The sequence below is a fragment of the Chelativorans alearensis genome, assembly GCF_010993735.1.
Classification (GTDB): Bacteria; Pseudomonadota; Alphaproteobacteria; order Rhizobiales; family Rhizobiaceae; genus Chelativorans; species Chelativorans alearense.
In genome coordinates this window covers 20,180-39,897 of the sequence record NZ_WQNI01000019.1, presented here as the reverse complement: position 1 = coordinate 39,897, position 19,718 = coordinate 20,180, and the positions used below count along the sequence as shown (strand labels likewise).

12 protein-coding genes and 1 pseudogene are annotated in these 19,718 nt (G+C 60.9%); 9 read left to right on the top strand and 4 right to left on the bottom strand.

Annotated elements, in window-relative coordinates; translation table 11 throughout:
• The first annotated feature begins 61 nt into the window (after positions 1–61).
• From GPJ75_RS23960 to GPJ75_RS23935, 6 genes are all read left to right on the top strand, one after another.
• Positions 62–967 (top strand): LysR family transcriptional regulator, encoded by a 906-nt coding sequence (locus GPJ75_RS23960; protein WP_281354835.1) that lies wholly within the window; start codon positions 62–64, stop codon positions 965–967.
• 104 nt (positions 968–1,071) lie between these two features.
• A complete protein-coding gene (locus tag GPJ75_RS23955) occupies positions 1,072–2,415 on the top strand; it encodes an extracellular solute-binding protein (RefSeq protein ID WP_163272129.1) in 1,344 nt (447 codons plus the stop codon).
• A gap of 20 nt (positions 2,416–2,435) precedes the next feature.
• A complete protein-coding gene (locus tag GPJ75_RS23950; protein ID WP_163272127.1) occupies positions 2,436–3,374 on the top strand; it encodes a carbohydrate ABC transporter permease in 939 nt (312 codons plus the stop codon).
• Entirely contained in the window at positions 3,371–4,210 is an 840-nt protein-coding gene (locus GPJ75_RS23945) for a carbohydrate ABC transporter permease (protein WP_205602629.1), read from the top strand. The genes GPJ75_RS23950 and GPJ75_RS23945 overlap by 4 nt, the downstream gene beginning before the upstream one ends.
• A gap of 48 nt (positions 4,211–4,258) precedes the next feature.
• Entirely contained in the window at positions 4,259–5,803 is a 1,545-nt protein-coding gene (locus tag GPJ75_RS23940; RefSeq protein ID WP_163272123.1) for a sulfatase, read from the top strand.
• Between the two features lie 98 nt (positions 5,804–5,901).
• On the top strand, positions 5,902–6,789 hold the full coding sequence (locus tag GPJ75_RS23935) for a DUF4432 family protein (RefSeq protein ID WP_163272121.1): 888 nt from the start codon (positions 5,902–5,904) through the stop codon (positions 6,787–6,789).
• Between the two features lie 731 nt (positions 6,790–7,520).
• On the opposite strand, the pseudogene GPJ75_RS27235 reads toward GPJ75_RS23935, so the two are convergent.
• The 4 genes and pseudogenes from GPJ75_RS27235 to GPJ75_RS23915 form a co-directional block, all read right to left on the bottom strand.
• Positions 7,521–7,814 (bottom strand): annotated as a pseudogene (locus GPJ75_RS27235) (ArsR/SmtB family transcription factor); the annotation flags it as partial.
• Between the two features lie 421 nt (positions 7,815–8,235).
• Positions 8,236–8,667, bottom strand: coding sequence for a carboxymuconolactone decarboxylase family protein (locus GPJ75_RS23925; RefSeq protein ID WP_246249235.1), 432 nt, complete (start codon positions 8,665–8,667; stop codon positions 8,236–8,238).
• A 181-nt stretch (positions 8,668–8,848) separates the two neighbouring features.
• Entirely contained in the window at positions 8,849–9,796 is a 948-nt protein-coding gene (locus GPJ75_RS23920) for a DUF3179 domain-containing protein (RefSeq protein ID WP_205602628.1), read from the bottom strand.
• A gap of 314 nt (positions 9,797–10,110) precedes the next feature.
• Positions 10,111–13,434, bottom strand: coding sequence for a YopT-type cysteine protease domain-containing protein (locus GPJ75_RS23915; protein ID WP_163272115.1), 3,324 nt, complete (start codon positions 13,432–13,434; stop codon positions 10,111–10,113).
• Between the two features lie 447 nt (positions 13,435–13,881).
• Here GPJ75_RS23915 and GPJ75_RS23910 point away from each other — a divergent pair, with 447 nt between their 5' ends.
• The 3 genes from GPJ75_RS23910 to GPJ75_RS23900 are packed head-to-tail and all read left to right on the top strand — an operon-like array spanning position 13,882 to position 19,706.
• Complete coding sequence (locus GPJ75_RS23910; RefSeq protein ID WP_281354834.1) at positions 13,882–16,122, top strand: type I secretion system permease/ATPase; 2,241 nt, start codon at positions 13,882–13,884, stop codon at positions 16,120–16,122.
• A gap of 5 nt (positions 16,123–16,127) precedes the next feature.
• On the top strand, positions 16,128–17,525 hold the full coding sequence (locus tag GPJ75_RS23905) for an HlyD family type I secretion periplasmic adaptor subunit (protein ID WP_163272111.1): 1,398 nt from the start codon (positions 16,128–16,130) through the stop codon (positions 17,523–17,525).
• Positions 17,526–19,706: a type I secretion system permease/ATPase gene (locus GPJ75_RS23900; protein WP_163272109.1), complete on the top strand. Its 2,181-nt coding sequence runs from the start codon at positions 17,526–17,528 to the stop codon at positions 19,704–19,706.
• Positions 19,707–19,718: the final 12 nt, after the last annotated feature.

The following is a 19,718-nucleotide window of genomic DNA, read 5'->3' as shown; positions in this document are numbered from 1 at the left end:
CCTTTGCTGGCTTGCGTGGGCTACAATCCGATCCGGTCGTTCTCCAATCCGCTAAACTCAAATGAATATTCGCCAACTCGAGTACTTTTTGACGGTCGCGGAACGTAGAAGCATGACCCTCGCCGCGACTATCTTGGGGATCGCGCAGCCGACGCTCACAAAGACCGTGCGGGCGCTGGAACTCGAGCTGGGCGTGAAGCTGTTCGAGCGCATGCCGCGTGGGGTCGAACTGACACCCTACGGCCAGAGCCTGTTGCGGCATGCGGAAGCCATAAAGGTCCAGTTCGGCGATGCGAAGAACGAGATCGAGTCGCTCCGTGGAGGCAAGGTCGGCACCGTGACGATCGGAGCAGGACCGGCCTGGCTGAGGCGGCTTTTGCCGGCGGCCGTGGCGAAGGCTGCCGCCAAGAATCCATCAATAAGGGTCAGAATCGAGGGTGGCTTCGACGATGCGCTGCTGCGGGCCCTGCGTCACGGCGAGGTCGACCTCGTTGTTGCCGAACTGCCCGCCTCGGATGCTGCCCGCGACCTCAGGATGCAGCCGCTCTCCACCGATCGGCTGGGTGTGTGCTGCCGGAAGGATCACGAGCTTACAGGCAGGCGCAATCTCGCTGCCCCGGAGCTCTTGAAATATCCCTGGGCGATGCCGCCGGAGACCACGCGGGCTCACCAAAGACTTAAGGCCCTTTTCACGGCCATGGACCTCCCGCCCCCGAAAGCGGTCGTCGAGACCGATTCTTTGGCATTTCTTCTGCAGATGGCCCGCTTTTCCGATGCGCTGACATTCACTGTGTCGACCACGCTCAAGCTGCCGGAGGCGGTCGACCTCGTCATGCTCAAGGTGCCGGAGCTCGACGCCTTCCGCAGCGCCGGCATCATCACGCGGAAGGACGGGTGGCTCTCGCCGGCAGCGGAGGCAATTGTCGAGGAACTGGTCGCGATCTGCGAGCGGGAACCCACCAACTAATCATTCCGATTCGGTATCGATAAGGCCTAGTTAGTTATTTGTGGGAATGGGACTTTTGTGGAAATTTCCTCTCGGAGCACGAGGTCGTCGTGAGGGAGGAAATCATGAGGAATCTGCCTGGAATCAACAGACGTCACGCCCTTGCCGGCATGGGAGCGGCCGCAGCGACGGCTGCCACATGGCGGCCTTTGTGGGCGCAGACGGTTGCGCCCATCACCATCGTCATCAACCAGTCGCCGTGGTTCGATAGCTTCCGCAGAACCGTAGAACGTTACGAATCCGAGACCGGCAACCGGGTAGAACTCGACGTCAATCCTTTCGCGGGCTCGCTCGAAAAGCAGCGCAATTCGGTGCGCGCGAACGAGGGCCAGTACGACATCCTGATCATGAACTCCGGCTGGTTCACGGAGATGTATGCCGGCGGCTTCGTCGCACCCATCACAGACATCGATCCGGGCTTCAAGCTCGATCCGAAGGTCTACACGCTGGGGGACACCGTCTACTACAACGCTGAAAAGAAGACCGTCACAGCTGACGGCAAGCTGATGTCGGTGCCCGTCCAGCCCAATATCCCGATGCTCTATTATCGCGGCGACCTTTATGCCGAGGCGGGACTCGAAGCGCCGGCGACCTTTGCCGAGCTGGAAGAGAATGCGCGCCGCTTCCATGAGCCGCCGCAGCGCTACGGCATCGTCCAGCGCGGCGCGCGCGGCCCGCACACCGTGGCCTACGATTTCTACCCCTATCTCTACGGCCATGGCGGCGGCATCTTCAGGGACCAATCGTCCGGAGACTACACAGTCACGCTGAACAGCCCGGAAGGGCGGGAAGCGCTCGAATACTATATCCGACTTGCCCGCGAGGCCGGACATCCCAAGACGGCGGCAATGGACCAGGCCGAGGTCGTTCAAAGCATTGTGACCGGTCAGGCAGCCCACGTCATGATGGTGATTGCCGCGTGGTCGCAGATGGACGATCCCAACAAGTCGGCGGTGGTCGACAAGGTGGAGTGGGCCCCGCCCCCCTCGCTGCCGGAGCTGCCCACTGCGCCCGGCCTCGGCCACTGGCTGGCGGGCGTCGCCCATAACGTCCCCGACGAGCGCAAGCGCGCCGCAGTCGAGTTCCTGCGCTGGTTCCAGACCAAGGAGGCCCAGCTTACCACGGCGGAGGCCGGCGGCATCCCCGTACACGCGGCGGTCTACGACGAGCCGATCGCCGACGAGCACCGCTACCGCTGGATGAAGCCGCTGGCGCAGGCGCTTCCGCACGCCGTCAATATCTACCAGTTCCCGGAAGCGAGCGAGGTGATCGCCGTGCTGGAGCTCGGGCTCAACCGAGCCATCGCCGGTGAGATCTCCGCCGTCGAGTCGCTGAACGGCATGGCCGACGAGATCCACGCCATCATGGACAAGCACCAGTACGATACCAGCCAGATTGAGCCGCTCTGAGGCGGAGAGGGGGAGTCACGATGAGCACGGCCTCGGTCGCCACACTGGCGGGAGACCGGACAGGCGGGCGCAAGGCCGGCGCCGCGTTCGGCGATGACCGGCTGTGGCGCTGGCTGACGTTCTCACCGGCATTGGCGCTGATGCTGTTGCTCAGCGTGCTTCCCCTGGCCAACCTGTTCGTAAGCAGCTTCCAGGACATCACCTGGGCTGGCGGCGACTCCACCCGCAGCTTCGTGGGCCTGTCGCATTACCGTGCGCTCGGCTCCGACGCGCTGTTCAGGGCAGGGCTCGTCAACACCTTCATCTTCGCCTTCTGCGCCGTGGCTGGCCAGATGGTGCTGGGGCTCGGGCTTGCGCTCCTGTGCAGCAAGGTGACGCGCGGCCGCGTCCTCTACCGGGCGATCTTCATCCTGCCGATCCTCATTCCCGGCATCGTCATCGGCGCTATCTGGAAGTTGATGCTCAATTACGATTTCGGGCTCATCAACCAGGGGCTCGCGCTGCTGGGCGTCATGCAGCACGACTGGCTGGGCTCCGCCGAGACAGCCCTCCTGTCGGTGATCGTCGTCGACATCTGGCACTGGACGCCGTTCTGTTTTCTGCTCTTTCTCGCCGGCATCGAATCGCTGCCGCAGGACATCTTCGAGGCTGCGAAAGTGGACGGCGCGAAGCCCTGGCAGGAGTTTCGCTACATCACGCTGCCGCTGATGATACCCACCATCGTCGTGACGTTCGCCTTCCGCCTCGTGCTGGCCTTCAAGGTGTTCGACGAGGTCTATCTCCTGACGAGCGGCGGCCCGGGGACGGCGACGGAGGTGGTCAGCTTCACGCTTTACCAGCGCTTCTTCACCGAAGACCGCATCGGCTACGGCTCCGCCATGTCCGTCGCCGTCATCTTCCTCGTTTCGCTTCTGCTTGTCATCGCCCTTTCGGCCCGCCGCGGCCTCGGGAGGACATGATGAACGGTCCCGTCTCTCGCCAAGGGCGCATCGCGCCTACCCACCTCGTCCTAGTTACCGCTGCGGCCATCGTCATCGCGCCGGTCGCCTGGACGGTCGCCGCCGGTTTCCGCACGCAGATCTCGCTGCTCATGGGCGAGTTCCTCTTCAGCCCCGTCTGGTTCAATTTCGCCGAGGTCCTGTTCTCGAAGACATCGGATTTCCTGCTCAACTACCGCAACTCGCTGATCGTCGGCATTGCCAGCACCGCGCTCTGTCTAGCGGTCGCCACGCTCGCGGCATGGTCGCTCCACCGCATGCGCTGGCCGGGCTGGATCGTGCATGTATTCCTCGCCTGGACACTGATCTTCCATATGATCCCGCCGGTGGCGCTCGCCAGCGCCTGGTACGCGATGGCGCGGCCGGTCGGGCTCGACAACACCTTCATCGGCCTCATCCTTGCGCACACCACACTGAACCTGCCGATGGCGCTGTGGCTGATGAGCGTCTTCGTGCGGGATGTGCCGCGGGAGCTGGAGGAGGCCGCCAGGATGGACGGCGCCACGACGCCCATCCTGCTGCGGCACGTGGTGCTGCCCATCATTGCGCCCGGCCTGGCGGCGACGGCGGTGCTCACCTTCGTCTTCTCCTGGAACGAGTTTGCCGTGGCCCTGACCCTGAGCATGAAGCAAACTGCAACGGTCCCGGTGGCCATCGCCAAATTCGCCCAGGATTTCGAGATCCAGTACACGCAAATGGCGGCGAGCGCGGCGCTGTCAATCCTTCCGGCGCTGCTGCTGCTTCTCGTCGCGCAGCGCTACATCGTCAAGGGGCTGACCCAAGGGGCGGTGAAATGATGGGTGCGCCCATATTCGAACATTCGGAAAATCTCGGGGAACAGTGAAATGAAGGTCGTCTTCGTCCTCTTCGACTCGCTCAACCGGCACATGCTTTCGCCCTATGGGGGAAGGCGTGTCCCGACGCCGAATTTCGACCGCCTCGCCCGGCGCGCCGTCACATTCGACAAGCATTATGTCGGCAGCCTGCCCTGCATGCCGGCGCGGCGTGACATGCTGACGGGCCGGCTCACCTTCTTGCACAGGAGTTGGGGGCCCTTGGAGCCCTTCGACAATGCCTTTCCCGAACTGCTGCACAAGGGGGCGGGGGTCTACAGTCATTTGGTCACCGACCATTTCCACTATTGGGAGGATGGCGGCGCGACCTACCATAACCGCTACGATTCCTACGAGTTCGTGCGCGGGCAGGAGGGCGACCCCTGGAAGGCGATGGTCCAGCCGCACTGGGAGCGGTTGCGCGAAATGTATCATGCGCGTCAGTTCACGACCGAGCGGCGGCAGTATTTCTCGCAGAATATCGTCAACCGGGAATTCATCCGCGAGGAGAAGGATTTCCCCTCCGTCAAGTGCTTTGCGCACGGCTTCGATTTCCTCGACGTGAACCGCGACGCCGACAACTGGCTGCTGCAGATCGAAACCTTCGACCCGCACGAGCCGTTCCACGCGCCGCGCCGCTTCAAGGAGCCGTTCGACACCGGCTGGGAGGGGCCGATCCGCGATTGGCCGCGCTACGGCCGCGTCGATGAACTGCCCGAGGAATGCGAGGAGTTGCGCGCCAACTATTACGCGGTGGTTGCCATGTGCGATCATCTCCTGGGAGAGCTTCTCGACTATTTTGACCGGCACGACATGTGGAAAGACACCGCCTTGGTGGTGACCACGGACCACGGCTTCCTGCTCGGCGAGCACGACTTTTGGGCTAAGAACCGCATGAACCTCTACGAGGAGGTCGCGCACATCCCGCTCTTCATCCATGACCCGCGCCGGCCGGATTGCGCGGGAACGCGCTCCTCCTCCTTGACGCAATCGATCGACCTCGCACCCACCTTCCTCGGCTTTTTCGGCGTCGAGGCGGCAGAGGAAATGGAGGGCTATCCGCTTACCTCCATGATGGCCGGCGAGCGGCGGCGGGAAGGCGCGTTGTTCGGCTATTTCGGCGGGGCGGTGAACATCGCCGACGGCCGCTATACCTATCACCGCTTTCCTGAAGACCTGGCGCGGCAGGAGATCTATCAATACACGCTGATGCCGACACACATCTTCGCGCCCTTCACACCGGAGGAGTTGGCCGACGCCGGCATTGCCGATCCTTTCTCCTTCACCAAGGGCGCGCGGCTCCTCAAGGTGCCGGTGGTCGAGCGCTCACCCATGTATAACAACTACGGTCCCGGGGCGCTCCTGGAGGCCGGCACCCGGCTCTACGATTTGCAGACGGACCCGGGCCAGCAGCAGCCGCTGAATGACAAGGAGCAGGAGGACAGACTGGCCGCGCTGATGGTCGACCTCATGCGTGCCAACGACGCACCGCCGGAGGCTTTTTCGCGCCTGGATCTGCCTCGCAGCGGCCAATCCCGCCTGGCGGTCACTGAGTGAGCTCGCGGCTGCTCGATTCACTGAGAATGCGCGTCGGGGACCTGCGGCAAGTCGCAAGCGTGCGACGGATTGTGCTTGATGAAGGCGCGGAACGCGGCGTGCGGGCCCTTTCATTTTCCACCGGCGGCGGGCTCGACTTCTGGGTCCTGACCGATCGGTCGATGGATATAGGCACGCTGTCGTGGCAGGGCGTTCAGCTTGCCTGGCAGACGGCCGCAGGGTTCCGCGCACCCGCGCTCGTCAATCCGGAGGGCGACGGAGGACGTGGCTTCAACAGGGGCTTCGGCGGCTTCCTGATTACATGCGGCCTTAATCACATCCGGCAGCCGATGAACGGGGAGCCGCTACACGGCCGGCTGCCCTTCACGCCCGCCAGGCTGACCGCCTACGGAGAGGAATGGGAGCGTGTGGAGCCTATGCTTTTCTGCGAAGGCGAAGTGGTGCAGAGCCGCTATGGGGGCGAGACCCTACGGCTCAAGCGCCGTATCGAGGCCCCGATCGGCGGCGCGTCCATGCGAATTCTGGATACCGTGGAGAACCTGGGCGCGGAGGAAGTGCCACAAGCCATTCTCTACCACTTCAACCTCGGCTTCCCTGCGATTGCCTCGGGAAGCACCGTCGAGCTGAACGGCAACCGCCTCTTGGGGCCGACGGAGCTCCCCGATGGCGGCCTGATGCCCGCGAGAACCTGGCCGATCGGAGGGGAGGGCGAGGCGCGTTGCGTCGTCAAGTCCACGTCGAACGCGGGTGCGGCAGGCCTTGCTGTCACTTTCGCCTTCGACACACGCACGCTCGGCCACCTGCAGGTCTGGCACGACCTGCGCAAGCACGCGGGTGTCCTGTCCATCGAGCCGTGCAGCAGCCCATTTCCAGAAAAAGGAGATGATCCACTGGGAGCGCTCGCTCCTGGGGAACGACGCGAGTATCGGCTTGAGGTTTCGCTCGCGGGTACACCAATCACCGCTTTTGCTCCCATTGCCAGGTAGTGGAGAAAGCCGGTGGCTTCCTTCCCGATCAGTAGCATCAGGAAATCGCTTGGCTCGCGCCTGTTCCGTTACAAGCGCGGCCCAGGCCCTGCCAGCCTGTCGAAGCAGGTCCACGAAGCTACTCAAGCTTGCGGGACTGGAGAGCGCTGGGCGGGAAGGTTGGGACCGTCGATGGCGCGAACGCCCCGGCCGCCGATGCAACGATCGGGTGGTGATCGCAAACCTTAGCGCTCCCCGGCCATCCGGTCAGCGTACTGCTGCAGGTAGAGCGGCCAGCCCTGATCGCCGGCCACGCCCTCGCGGACGCCTTGCCAGCCCTCGCCGTGGCGGTCGAGGTTGCGGTGCTCGATCTCGACCCGGGTGCGTTGAGGGGTTTCGGCGATGAACCGTACTTCCCACTCGCTCGTTTTCAGCGGGTCGTTCTCGATCTGCCACTGAGGGCTGATGTTCCAGCTTAGCAGCACACTGTTGGGCGGGTCGTAGGCCAATACCCGCGCCCAGCGGCATACGCTCCCGTCAACCCCGCGGTCGTAGAGAAAGCCACCGACCTTCGGCTCGAACACGGTCTCGGCGATCTCGACTTTGAGCAGGTTGTGTTCGGCGGGTTTGAAACTGCCGAAGTCCTCGGTGAACACCTTGAACGCGCGCGCGATCGGCGCCTCGACGACGATCGACGCTCGCACGGATGTGTCTGCTGCTACGATATTCATCGGATCTCCTTTCGTCGGTTGCTCGACGACCGTCTTGTAGGCCGCGAGCGTCTTGGTCCAGAAGCGGTCCAGCTCGGCCCGAAGTGCCGCCAGCCCATCGGGGTCGACCTGGTAGATGCGTTGCTTGCCGGCTCGTTTATCGACGACCAGACCGGCGTCCTTAAGCACCTTTAGATGCTGCGAGACCGCCGGCCGGCTGACAGGCAGTTCACGGGCCAGTTCGCCGACGGCGCTGGGGTGCTCGATCAGCCGCTCGAAGATCGTTCGCCGGGTCGGGTCAGCCAGTGCCGCCCAGCCGTTCATTGCGTAAGTCATCACTAACGGTAAGTATATACTTACGCGTATCGCGGAGTCAACCCGGTTCGGTCGGCTGCTTTGAGTACGCATCTCCAGACTGGAGATCCCTCCAGCCTCCGACCAGCATAAGGCAGCCCTCCCTCCCGGGCTGCCTTATGCCGTTTACGGATACCGGATTCGCGATGGCCGGCCATCGCAGGCGGTCCTTGCGCCACTCGCGGGAGGCCTTTCATGCTGGGTTGCACCCCGTACACCCGGGCATCACTGGCTGCACATGTTGCCGACACGCTCACCGTCGCGCTCGGGCGCGCAGAGCATTTTCGTCAGGCACCGCGCATCAACTGAAGAAGAGGGAGATATCCGCGCTCGGAAAGACGTTTGGAAGCCGATTCCACATAGGCCGGATCCAGGTCGATGCCGAGTCCTTCGACGAGCCGGTTCATGTAGTTGAAGGGAGCTGTGGTGCCACGATCTGATAAAGCGCCGTCTCGTCCCAACCGGCCGCAAACACAGCGTCGGCATCGGCCTTGCTCACCCCGTCAGCTGCCCTTGTCAGCTTGCCGGCATAGGAAAGGACGGGTCTCATCCTTTCGGGCGCTGCTGAAAGGTCGCCGTCATCGACCAGCGTTGCGACCACACCAACCCCCACGCCTAGCCGCTCCGCGGTCGCGGTGTGTACGCCGCGGCAGTAGCGGCAACGGTTGAGACCCGATACATACGCCGCGATCAGTTCGCGCTCGGCCTCGCTGAAGGGGGAAGAGCCGCGCAGCAGAGCCTCGTGAAACTCAATCAATGGGGCGTTGGTATCGGGAAACTCCTTGAAGACGTCCAGCAAGGTTGCGCCGGCCGGAAGTGACGGAAGGTAGGGCATGACATCTCCTCGCGTAAATCACCGATAGAGATCTTACGGTTGGATTCGTAATGGATGAGCTTGCATCTTGATCCCCCATATCGTCGCCTTTCTCCCTCCACCGACAGGATTGCTCCGCGAATATGCGAGAATGTAAGCGCGCTTCACGGCGATTACGCAGATCGTCATGGAAGCGGAGCTTTCACCGCGCGACGATTTGGATGTCCGGATGAAACGCGTGTGCGACGAAGGCGAAAGTGATGTCGTGCGGCACGTCCCTGCCGTCCTTCGTCACCCGCACGGTGCCGACATCCCGTCCCTTGGCTATCGTCGCGTCGTCAAGCGCGGAGGCCACGCCGGCCTCGTAAGTGATCCGGTAACCGCTCCTCTCGAACCCGTCGGCCCTGACCTTTTCGAGGCTGACGATGATCGGCTCGCGCTCGGTCCTGACCACCACGACATGCGCCATGGCGGGGATGTCGTCGGGGAGCTCGCCCTTGAAAAGGAAGGGGGTCGCGGCAGTATCATAGCTCGCATAGGGATTGCGGCCGTAGTCGCGGAAGCCGGGATCGTTCGGGACGAGAACGAGGCCGCCCGGGTGCGCCTTGCGGAAGGAGCCGAACGAGACGATGCGCGATGGCAGAAGCCTGAGCTTCTCTCCCGTCAGCGAGCCGACGATCGCCTCGCCCGTGAACTGCTGCCACCAGCTTTCGGTCTGGCGGTCGTACATGACCAGATCGGAATGCCGAAGCTTGCCTGTCGTGCCGAACTCCAGGACCCGCCCGTCCAGGCGGCGGTCGAAGACGATGGCGGCGTTGCAGAGCGGGCAATAGGTGACCGCCACCGGAGTACCGGCGACCACATCGTTGGCGATCTCGTGCCAGGTCAAAACGCGCAGCGGATAGGCCCGGATGTGCTCGCCGAGGCCGAACTGGATGACCGGCTCGCGATCGGCAATGTCCGCCACTGCAGAGGTTTTGACGAATTTCGGTTTGTCGATCGAGGGAATGCCGTCGCGCGGCGGCCCGCCGGAGATGATCTCGTCGAACGGCACGGAGGACCGGGAAAATTCCGTCTTCCAGCCTTCGCGGGCCCAATCCCGAGGGTCCGCGAAGGCGATCGCGGGGTAGGCCGCGATGGCCATGACCATTAGAAGTGCTTTGCTCAGCAGTCGCATTGGCGGCCGACCAGGAAGTCAGGCGGAATAGGCACCAATTCCACCACGGCTGTCCCTCACGGTCCAATCACCATCGCGTATTCCGCGTTGTCCTCTGCTTCTCCGGCTTTGGCGGTCGGAAGGCGATGCGCCTCCGCCTTCAACGAACAGCGAGTGATGCCGGATGTGAAGGACCTCCTGCCAGGGATGCGCTGGCCGGAACTCGACCCGGAGCGCGCAATCTGGACGATTCCGGCCGCGCGTTAACAAGCCGTCCCACGATGCGCCGCTCCCACCTGTCGCTTCCGTCAGTCTCCCCAGGCGCGCTTTTTGACGCTGAAAGCACCGATTTGATGGATGTTCTTATAGTGTTCCTGGATGTATTCTGGAACCCACTTCGCAAGGTCATCGCGGTTCTCAAATTTAAAGACGCCCCAGTTAGGGTCGAAAAATTTTGGCTCGTCTCCAAATGCCAAGCCGACAGCGTGGCCTGGCCCTGTCTTTCCGCCAAACCATAAATATATATAATCTCCATTATTGGCAGAATCTATAATTGTGTGAGTTGTGTTTCGGTTTTTTTGAGTGAACTCCTTATAGACATACAGATTTCTGCTTTCTAAAAGTGATTTTTCTGATGCGAGGCCTCGAAAATTATTCATGTAATCTTTTTGAGCTTCTATGAGGTTGCCTTCAAATTTCGAATCTTGAATTATTTTTTTGGAGTCGCAGAGGTATTGAATCCATCTAGCAACAAAAGAAGCGCACAGGCCGCCATTAAGCTTTTGAATTCGTGATGTAAAATCTGTAAGGTGCGGTGTTATATTTGCGTATTTTGGGGTGTCAGCTATCAATAAATTTGGGAATTTCGCTTCAAGTTTTATTTTGAGGATATTGCTAAAGGCGCGCCTTCCCAGGAAGGAGTTGTTTTTCGCTCCGCTTGTATTCATGTGCATCGAAGCTTCGGTCGAGGCGTCGGCGAAGTTGTCTTTGGCTTTCCTCTCAGATCCGCTGCTTCCTTTGGAGGAGAGCGTGTCTGCTTCGTCGGCGGTGAGGCGCGGGCCATAGGACAGGCCGGTCTGTGGGCTAGCCAGCGTATAGAAGCTCTCTCCGGCTTCGTTGAGATGCTCCTTGAGGAAGACGATCTGGTTCTCGTCGGTATGCCCGATTGCCAGTATGGCATCGTCAAGATCGATGTTCCCCTCGCCAAGCGGGAGGTGGATAGCGTCGAAATCGATAGTCTCGGCGCCATTCGCGCCCTTGGTCACCTCGACGCCGGGTGCCAGCTTCTGTTGGCCTTCAGCGGTGATCTCTATGATGCCGGAGCGCTTCGAGACCTCTTCCAGCGCATTGGCCAGCTCCGGCTGCGTGGCTCTAAGATTTTCCGCAACGCGCGCGGTGTTCCTCGTGCCGGCGACCGAAATATGGGAGGCAAGGCTGGGCGTCGGGATCGGCATGGCACTTTCCAGGCCGGTCACGGCGGCTCTGAGCATTTGCCCGCCAAACTCACGGCCGAAGGAGGCGGTGGCGTGAAGGCCCGCCGAAATGCCCTTGCTCAGGCCCTGTTTGAGCGATGTCTTGAGTGCGGCGGACAGGCCGGCCACAACGGCTTTGCCCCCAACCTGAAGGGCCTTGATCCCTTCCCCGACGAAAGGAATAAAGGACAAGACATCGAGCAATCCGTTAAAGATCGCGCCCCCCACGTCGCCCTTCTGGATGGCGACGATCATCGCACGGAAGGGGATGAGGTCGAGGAAGAAATTGCCGATCGCTTCGCTGGCGGTCTCTCCGCGGGCATGATCGTGAAATTTTTGGATTTGAGTTGTGTAATATTCATTGATCTTCCCAAGAATATCTTCTTTTTTTCCTCTGAAAAGATCAGCTGTAAGAAAATTACTGCGTTTATTGTTTGAATGGCAGCCCTCTTCCGCAATTTTCCTCATAAGCTCTTTGTACTTATCTGTACTAACCTCGGTGAAGCACGTGCTGATATTGTTTGATATCCATTTGGGCATCGATGTTCCCGATGGAATATCCTGCAAGCCTTTGTCGAGCTCCGAGAGCGAGAAAAACCCATAGCGTGAGCTGGACCCCGGAATGGCGATCTCAACGATCAGCACGCGGTCGCTTGATTCAGCGACACCATCCGACCAAAAAACTTTCCCAATCGAAGCCCCGAGCTGAGGCTGGGAGAATGTTATAGTGGCGCTGCTCAGGTCGAGATTGTGGTGTTTGGCGTAGCTGTCCAGAAAGTGACTGAGGATGGTTTCCATTCCTGCTGAAACTTCGGATTTGTAGGTCGCAAAGCGCTCCTCGAATGCCTCCGAAGGGTCCGGCAGGTCGTAACCATCCAGGTTTCCCTGTTCCAAATATATCTCGGCGAGCGTTCTCCTATACCTGGAAAAAAGGTGCCCCGAGAAGGCCCAGTTCGTCTTCTTCCCGTCAGGGTCAAGCTTGTGCTCCTTCAGGATCTCCCTGACGATTTCCTTGCGGGTAGGCATCGCCTGGCCGACTGCCTCGAAGGCCTCGGCAAACGCGAACTCCTCGTTGAACACTTCATGAGCGACGGATTGCAGCGCCTCTTCCACCTGTGTGCGGTTCTCCTCGGTAATCTCGCCGAGCTTGCCCTTGGCCCGGGCGATCAGGGCGAGAAGCTTGGTGACCGAGTAGGCGGCCGCTGCCGCGTCGTCTTCGGCGGTGTCGGTGGCCGCCTCGGCCTCACCGTCGGCTGGCGCCTCCATTGCCTCCTCGTCCGTTGCCAGATCGGTGGTCGTGGCCGCCCGGCCAAGCGCGTGAAGCTGATCGATGGTAAGCTTTTCCGGATCAAGGGATTGGCCTTCGGCATATTCTATGCCGATCCAGAGCTGGGCCCATTCCAGGCTGCCATAGAGGATATTGCCCAGCGCCTCGGGTAGGAACAGCGTTGGATCGTCGATCAGGACCGGCGTCAGCGCATCCGTTATGAGCGCGGCCCAGTTGCCAAGCTTTGACGTAAGTGTTTTGCGGATCCTATCTTTGGCCGCCGCTGCGGCCTGCGCGATCGTCATCTCGTTGGCGCCATGCAGCACCTCGCCGTCCGTGGTGACGCCATTCGTGGCGCCGGTTGCCGGCGCGGCAAGTTCGGTCTTCCAATCGATGTCGTCGGTCAGGGAGAGCAACAGCTGCTTTACGAGTGCCTTCTTCTGGGCCGTGGCAACATCGTCTTCGCCTTCCTTGCCGCCATAGAGGCCGGCTGCATCGGCGAGGCGGCGCATCAGCGTGTTGTCGTTCGGATTCGGAAATGCGGTCATATGCTCGAGCACTTGGTCATCGCTGAGACCGCTATCGTCGAGCTGCTCGCGCATATAGGACACGAACGCACCGCGCAGCTTCCCTCCGAGCTTCGCCTCGGCCCCGCCCACCGCGTCGGCCGCCGCCGTCTGAGCGTCGCCGGTTTCCTGCACCTGCGCCGCCGCCACCTTCTTGCTCCGCGTTTTGGCTATGTTGGCGTAAACATCTCCTAGTCGGCTCAAAGGGGCGCGCATCGACGGTTCGGGAGAGAGTACGGCAGTTCCGATATCCGAATTTGAAAACAGCCTCTGCTCAGTGCTAGAAGCGGTGTTGGTGACGGGGATAACGGGCGATGGATAAGCCATTGGACAGTATCCTTATAAATCAATTAAAATACATTCAAATAATATTCGGAAATGAACATGAATACCTATAATTAGGCAGAAAAATGGTTTTTTGGCCCATGTAAGCGACCGTCTTCGTTGATTGGCCGCTATGCGATTTAACCGTAAGGGCGCCACGGGCATTACTTCTGCCCATCGCTCTCGCCGCGTTGATCGCCAGCTCGAGTGCGGATTGGCAGTCTGCTATCTTGCCAAGTCATGCATAGATCGTTTACATAAACTAAAGGATTGTCTATGTAAACAAAGAGGAGGCGCCCTACCTCGTTGTCGTCACTCAGGTGACGGAGTGCGCCTATGTGCCAAAGATTTGCTTAGGTTATTTTAGCGCGGAGTTTCGTTCAGCCTCCCCCGGATATGTGGTGGCGAACGAGATTCAACCATTAAACGTATCCTAGTTATTGGTATCACATGAGAATTTTTGGATATACTCAGCCTTCCGGGCAAACAGCATCCCTGCTCGCATGTGTGCTGACGATAGGCACTATCACGCAGTGCATCGACGATCCGGTTGAGGCGGAAGCGGTTGCTTCGTCCCTGGTTGACCTCAGTCCGGAGGCAGCTGTACGTCTCTTATGTAAACGACTGGGATTGCGGGCGCGCTGGCGCCGCAGGGATCTACGCAAGGTAAGGGCGGCAAGCCTGCCCATTGCCTGGCGGCCCGCTGGGGGCGGATGGGCGATCCTGGCGAAGAAGGACCAAGGGAGGGCGCTTATCCAGCGCGAAGACCGCCCGGGGCCGGAACTGATCCTCCTTGACGAACTGGAGGCGATGTGGAGCGGCGAGGTCGTCGAAATATCCGGCAAACGGGGCGGGCTCGGCGGCGTACGATCCTTCGATATTACCTGGTTCATTCCCGAGTTGCTGCGCTACCGCAATATTGCGTGGGAGGTTTTGGCGACGTCCGCCGTCATGGAGTTGCTGGCGCTTCTTTCTCCCCTCTTTTTTCAAGTCGTCATGGACAAGGTTCTGGTCCACCGCGCTATGGCCACCCTGGACGTGCTGGCGGCGGTACTGGTTGTGGTATCGGTGCTGGAGGTAGGCTTGAAGTGCCTGCGCCAATATGTGGCCTCGCAAACGGCCACGCGCATCGATGCGCGGCTGGGCGCCGGGCTTTTCGGGCACCTCATGAACCTGCCCCTATCCTATTTCAAGGCGCGCAGCGTGGGCGTCACCGTCATGCGCGTGCGCGAACTGGACACCTTGCGCGAGTTCCTGACAGGCGCGGTCAATACGCTGGCGATCGACCTCGCCTTCACCGGCATCTTCTTCGCCGTCATGTATCTCTATTCCCCTTTTCTCACGGCCACCGTCGCCGTATCGATCCCCTGCTACTTCCTTCTCGGCTATCTCACCACGCCACCGCTGCAGCAGCGTATCGAGACGCTCTATCGGGACGGCGCCATCAACGGCGCCTTCCTCAACGAAACGCTCAACGGCATGGAAACCGTGAAGTCCCTGGCGCTCGAGCCGCAGCTTGCTCGGCGCTGGGAGAGGCAGACCCAGGCCTTTGTCGCCTCGAATTTCGAGGTTCAGCGCCTGATGCAGCTTTCAAACAACGCGGTTCAGGCGATCCAGAAAGTCACGTTGGTCCTCGTCACTTGGTTTGGCGCGCGCATGGTGATCGATCTCGAATTGTCCATCGGGCAGTTGATAGCTTTCAACATGATGGCCAATCACGTGAGCCAGCCCGTTGTGCGCCTGGCCGAGCTTTGGCGCAAATATGTACAAGCCAGGGTCTCCATCGAGCGCCTTGGCGACGTGTTGAATACGCCCGCGGAGCGATATGCGGAGCAGGAAATGGTGGGGCGGAGGTCGATGGGAGCCATCCACATCGACAACGTCACGTTCCGCTACAGGCCCGATGTGCCGCCCATTTTGAAGGACTTTAGTCTAGACATTCCCGCGGGCGCCACAGTGGCTCTCGTCGGCCCGTCCGGTTCGGGCAAAAGCACAATCGCTCGCCTGGTCCAGAAGCTCTACGTGCCGGAAGAGGGGCGGGTTCTCCTCGACGGCTTGGATATTGCCCGCCTAAATGCCGTTTCGCTGCGTCGGCAGATGAGTGTTGTCCTCCAGGAGAATTATCTTTTCAACCGGTCTGTCCGGGACAATATTGCACTTGCTGACCCGGCGGTTTCTTTTGAGAGAATCGTCAACGCGGCGCAGACGGCCGGCGCCCACGAATTCATCCTGGAACTACCGGAAGGCTACGACACAGTGCTGGCGGAAGGAGGCGCGTCGCTTTCCGGAGGACAGAGGCAGCGCATCGCAATTGCGCGCGCCCTTGTCACGGATCCCGCCATTCTGATTTTCGACGAGGCGACCAGCGCGCTCGACGAGCATTCCCAGGCGATCGTGCAGCACAATATGCAAGCGATCCGCTCCGGCCGGACGGTGCTTATCATCGCACATCGACTCTCCACCGTGCGCGCCTGCGACCGGATCTTCGTCATCGACAAGGGACGTGTGATCGAAAGCGGCGGCCACGAGGACCTGCTCGCCCAAGGTGGTGCCTATGCCCGGCTCTGGCGCCTTCAAGCGGGCAGATTGCAAGACGAGATCCCGTTGAACCCAGACGCAATTGGGCATGGTTTCGCGGACGCGAACGCGGATCCGCTGCCGCCGCGGACCGCTGCGGCACTGGAGGGGTGAACCGCATGGCGCTCAAATGGCTCCGGCAGCACCTCGGCATCGTCCGGCAAACGCTGAAAGCGCAGCGCAAGGCAGAGAAGTCGCCGCCGAAGAAGGATTTCGAACTCGAGTTCCTGCCGGGTTACCTGGAGATTCTGGAGCGTCCGCCATCCCGCGTGGGACGTTTCTTCGGATGGGCGATCATTGGCCTGTGTGCGCTCGTGCTCTTGTGGGCGATTTTCGGAAGGATTGACATGATCGCCTCGGCGCCCGGCAAGATCATCATCAGCCAATACTCCAAAATCGTGCAGGCCCCCGAGGCAGGTGAGGTCGCCAATATACACGTAGGCAACGGCCAACCTGTCGCCCGCGGCGATGTTCTGATAGAGCTAAACCCCACCGCCGCGGGGGCAGACGTGGAGCGCCTGCGCACGCAGGTGGAATTCTCCACACTCGAAATAGCGAGGTTGGAGGCCCTCCTCACCGATGATCCTCCGGGTAAGTTCAACCCACCCCAGAAGGTCTCTCGTACCAGGCTGGCGATCGTGCGCGATCGGCTGACGGGCGCCTACCAGGAGCAGCAGGCGGAGGAGGAGACCTTCGCGGCAAAGCTAGCTCGCAACGAGGCGCAGCAGCAAGCCGCAACGCGTGACATCGCCGAGTTGCAGGCGCTGCTTGCCAATGTGCGCGAACGCTATGAGAGCCGGAAAGAACTCACCGATAAAGGTCACTTTCCGCGCCTGCAGCTCCTGGAGCTGGAAGAAACTCTGCTCAACCGGGAGCGTGAGCTTCTAGGAAAGAAGTCGGAGTTCGACGTACTGCTCACCGATCGGAAGGCCCTTCAGACCGAGAAGCTACAGCGCAGGACCGAACGACGCCGGGACGTCCTGGAGCAACTCGACGAGGAGCGCAGAAAGCTGGTCGATCTCAGGCAAGAGCTCATCAAGGCGGAGGAAAGATCGCGACATCTGACAATCCAAGCCCCCGTCGACGGCGTTGTTCAACAACTGGCGACACACACGCTGGGCGGCATCGTAACGGTGGGCCAGGAATTGATGGTGATCGTGCCCGATCACGCCACCCTCGAAGCCGAAGTCAACGTGCTGAACAAGGATGCCGGCTTCGTCCGAGCGGAGCAGGTCGTGGAGCTGAAGATCGAAAGCTTTCCCTATACCCGCTATGGGACGATCAAGGGAGAGGTCCTTCACATCTCGCGCGATTCGATCGCAGACGAGCAGCTTGGGCTCATCTATCCAGCGCGAATCCGGATGTCGGCGGACAGTATTGCCGTCAAAAGCAAGGAGGTAGCCCTTTCCGCCGGAATGCAAGTCACCGCCGAGATCAAGACCGGCAGCCGCCGTATCATCGACTATCTCTTGAGCCCGCTGATGGAATACCAGCACGATGCATTGCGCGAGCGGTAAATGAGCACGGTTGCTGAAACCCTTGCGGAAACGTCCTGGACCGGCAGCGCGGAAGCAGGGTCGGACCTTCGCCAGGATAGCGGTCTACAGGCCATAGTCACGGCCGCTCGAGCGTTTGGAATCGCTGCTGACGCGGGGCAGGTCTGGCACCTCCAAGCCCCTGCGCAGGGTTTTTTCCAGGAGATGGACATCCTGCGGGCGGCCAAGCAGTTGGGCTTGCGGGCTCGCGCCGTCGATGTTTCGCTTAAAAGGCTACGGTTTACGCCTTTGCCAGCGCTCGTCCAGGAAGACGGCCACGGGCGCTACTACCTGCTCCAGTCAATAGCAGAAGAAAGCGTTCACCTGCTCTCGCCGTTGGACGGGAAGGACATTGATCTCTCCCCCGAGGAATTCGCACTGCGGTTCTCCAGGCGCGTGATTCTCCTGTCGCGTGCCGCCCCCGAAGCAGGGGAGACAAGGTCCTTTGGCCTGGGATGGTTCCTGCCGTCCATACTAAAGCATGTGGCGCGGTTTCGCATGGTGATCGTCGCCGCGGTCGCCCTCCAGCTTTTCGCGCTCGCCTCTCCCAAGTTATCGGAACTGGTGATCGATCGCGTCCTCGTCGGCCGCGGGCTGCAAAGCCTGGAGGTGCTGGCGATCGGGCTCTTGGGCATCGCGCTCTTCAACCCGTTGATGGAGTATTTTCGCGGCCTCATCTATGCGCATCTGGCCAGTTGCGTAAACGCAGAGCTCTCGACAAAGCTTTTCCGCCACCTCATTCACCTGCCGCTCGGCTTTTTCCTCAGAAGGCAGGCAGGCGAAATCATCGCCCGTGTGCGCGAGCTCGACCATATACGCAGCTTCCTGACCGGATCCGCCCTGATGCTGGTGCTCGACTTGGCCTTTGTCGGCATCTTTATCGCGCTCATGTACAGCTATGCTGTCAATCTCGCCTCGATTGTACTTGGGTCTCTCGCCGTTTATTTCATTCTCTGGATGGTCGTCGCCCCCTTCTTGCGCCGTCGAATGAAGCGGGAGCTGGAGCGTCAGGCCGCCAACACCGCATATCTGACCGAGACCATCGCGGGCATCGAAACGGTGAAGAGCTTGGCCATCGAGGATCGTTTCTCCCGCGACTGGGAGGACCGCCTCGCCGCCCTTCTCAAGGCTTCCTTCGGCGCCGCCATGCTCGGCAATTGGGCGGGCGGCAGCATCAATCTGGTGCACAAGGTCACCAGCGCTCTTCTGCTTTGGTTCGGTGTGCACCACGTGCTCGCCGGCAACCTTACGGTTGGGCAGTTGGTGGCCTTCAACATGCTGGCCAGTCACGTCACCATGCCGATCCTGCGCCTTGCCCAGATATGGCAGGACTTCCAGCACACGGGCGTTTCCCTCAAGCGGATCGGCGACATTCTCGATGAGAAGACGGAGACTGCGTTGGGCGCGGGGCGCTCTTCCCTTCACCGGGTCCGCGGCGAGATAGAACTGCGCAAGGTCACGTTCCGCTACACTGAAGCCGGGCCGGAAGTGCTACGGCGCTTAAGCCTGAAAGTCGCTGCCGGGGAGAAGCTCGGTATCACCGGTCGCAGCGGTTCCGGCAAGAGCACGATCACGAAGCTGATCCAGCGGCTCGATGTACCGCAGAGCGGCCAGGTGCTCGTCGATGGAGTCGACCTCGCCATGGCCGATACCGCCACGCTGCGCAAGAACATGGGCATCGTCCTGCAGGAGAGCTTCCTGTTTAATGGGTCTATTCTTGAGAACCTCAAACTCGGCAATCCGCAAGCCACCGAGGAGCAGCTTATGAAAGCCGCACAGCTAGCCGGTGCGCACGACTTTATCGTCAATGACCTGCCGCACGGATACGAGACCGAAGTAGGCGAGCGTGGCAGCCTGCTTTCGGGCGGCCAGCGCCAGCGCATCGCCATCGCGCGCGCCCTGGCGGCGCAACCGCCGATCCTCATCTTCGACGAGGCAACGAGCGCGCTCGACTACGAATCCGAAGCGGCAATCATCGAACGGCTGCCGGAGATCCTGAGAAATCGGACGGCCATCATGATCACGCACCGCCTCAACGCCATGCGCCTGTGCGATCGGATCGTGGTGATCGAGCACGGCGAAATCGTCGAGGAAGGCTCACATGCGGACTTGTTGAGCCGCGAAGGACACTACGCTGATCTGTGGTGGCAGCAGAACGGATAATCACGTCAGAGC

Coding starts and splice junctions, on each gene's coding strand:
- GPJ75_RS23960 (WP_281354835.1), top strand. CDS start 62: ATGAATATTCGCCAACTCGAGTACTTTTTGACGGTCGCGGAACGTAGA.
- GPJ75_RS23955 (WP_163272129.1), top strand. CDS start 1,072: ATGAGGAATCTGCCTGGAATCAACAGACGTCACGCCCTTGCCGGCATG.
- GPJ75_RS23950 (WP_163272127.1), top strand. CDS start 2,436: ATGAGCACGGCCTCGGTCGCCACACTGGCGGGAGACCGGACAGGCGGG.
- GPJ75_RS23945 (WP_205602629.1), top strand. CDS start 3,371: ATGATGAACGGTCCCGTCTCTCGCCAAGGGCGCATCGCGCCTACCCAC.
- GPJ75_RS23940 (WP_163272123.1), top strand. CDS start 4,259: ATGAAGGTCGTCTTCGTCCTCTTCGACTCGCTCAACCGGCACATGCTT.
- GPJ75_RS23925 (WP_246249235.1), bottom strand. CDS start 8,667: ATGCCCTACCTTCCGTCACTTCCGGCCGGCGCAACCTTGCTGGACGTC.
- GPJ75_RS23920 (WP_205602628.1), bottom strand. CDS start 9,796: ATGGTCATGGCCATCGCGGCCTACCCCGCGATCGCCTTCGCGGACCCT.
- GPJ75_RS23915 (WP_163272115.1), bottom strand. CDS start 13,434: ATGGCTTATCCATCGCCCGTTATCCCCGTCACCAACACCGCTTCTAGC.
- GPJ75_RS23910 (WP_281354834.1), top strand. CDS start 13,882: ATGAGAATTTTTGGATATACTCAGCCTTCCGGGCAAACAGCATCCCTG.
- GPJ75_RS23905 (WP_163272111.1), top strand. CDS start 16,128: ATGGCGCTCAAATGGCTCCGGCAGCACCTCGGCATCGTCCGGCAAACG.
- GPJ75_RS23900 (WP_163272109.1), top strand. CDS start 17,526: ATGAGCACGGTTGCTGAAACCCTTGCGGAAACGTCCTGGACCGGCAGC.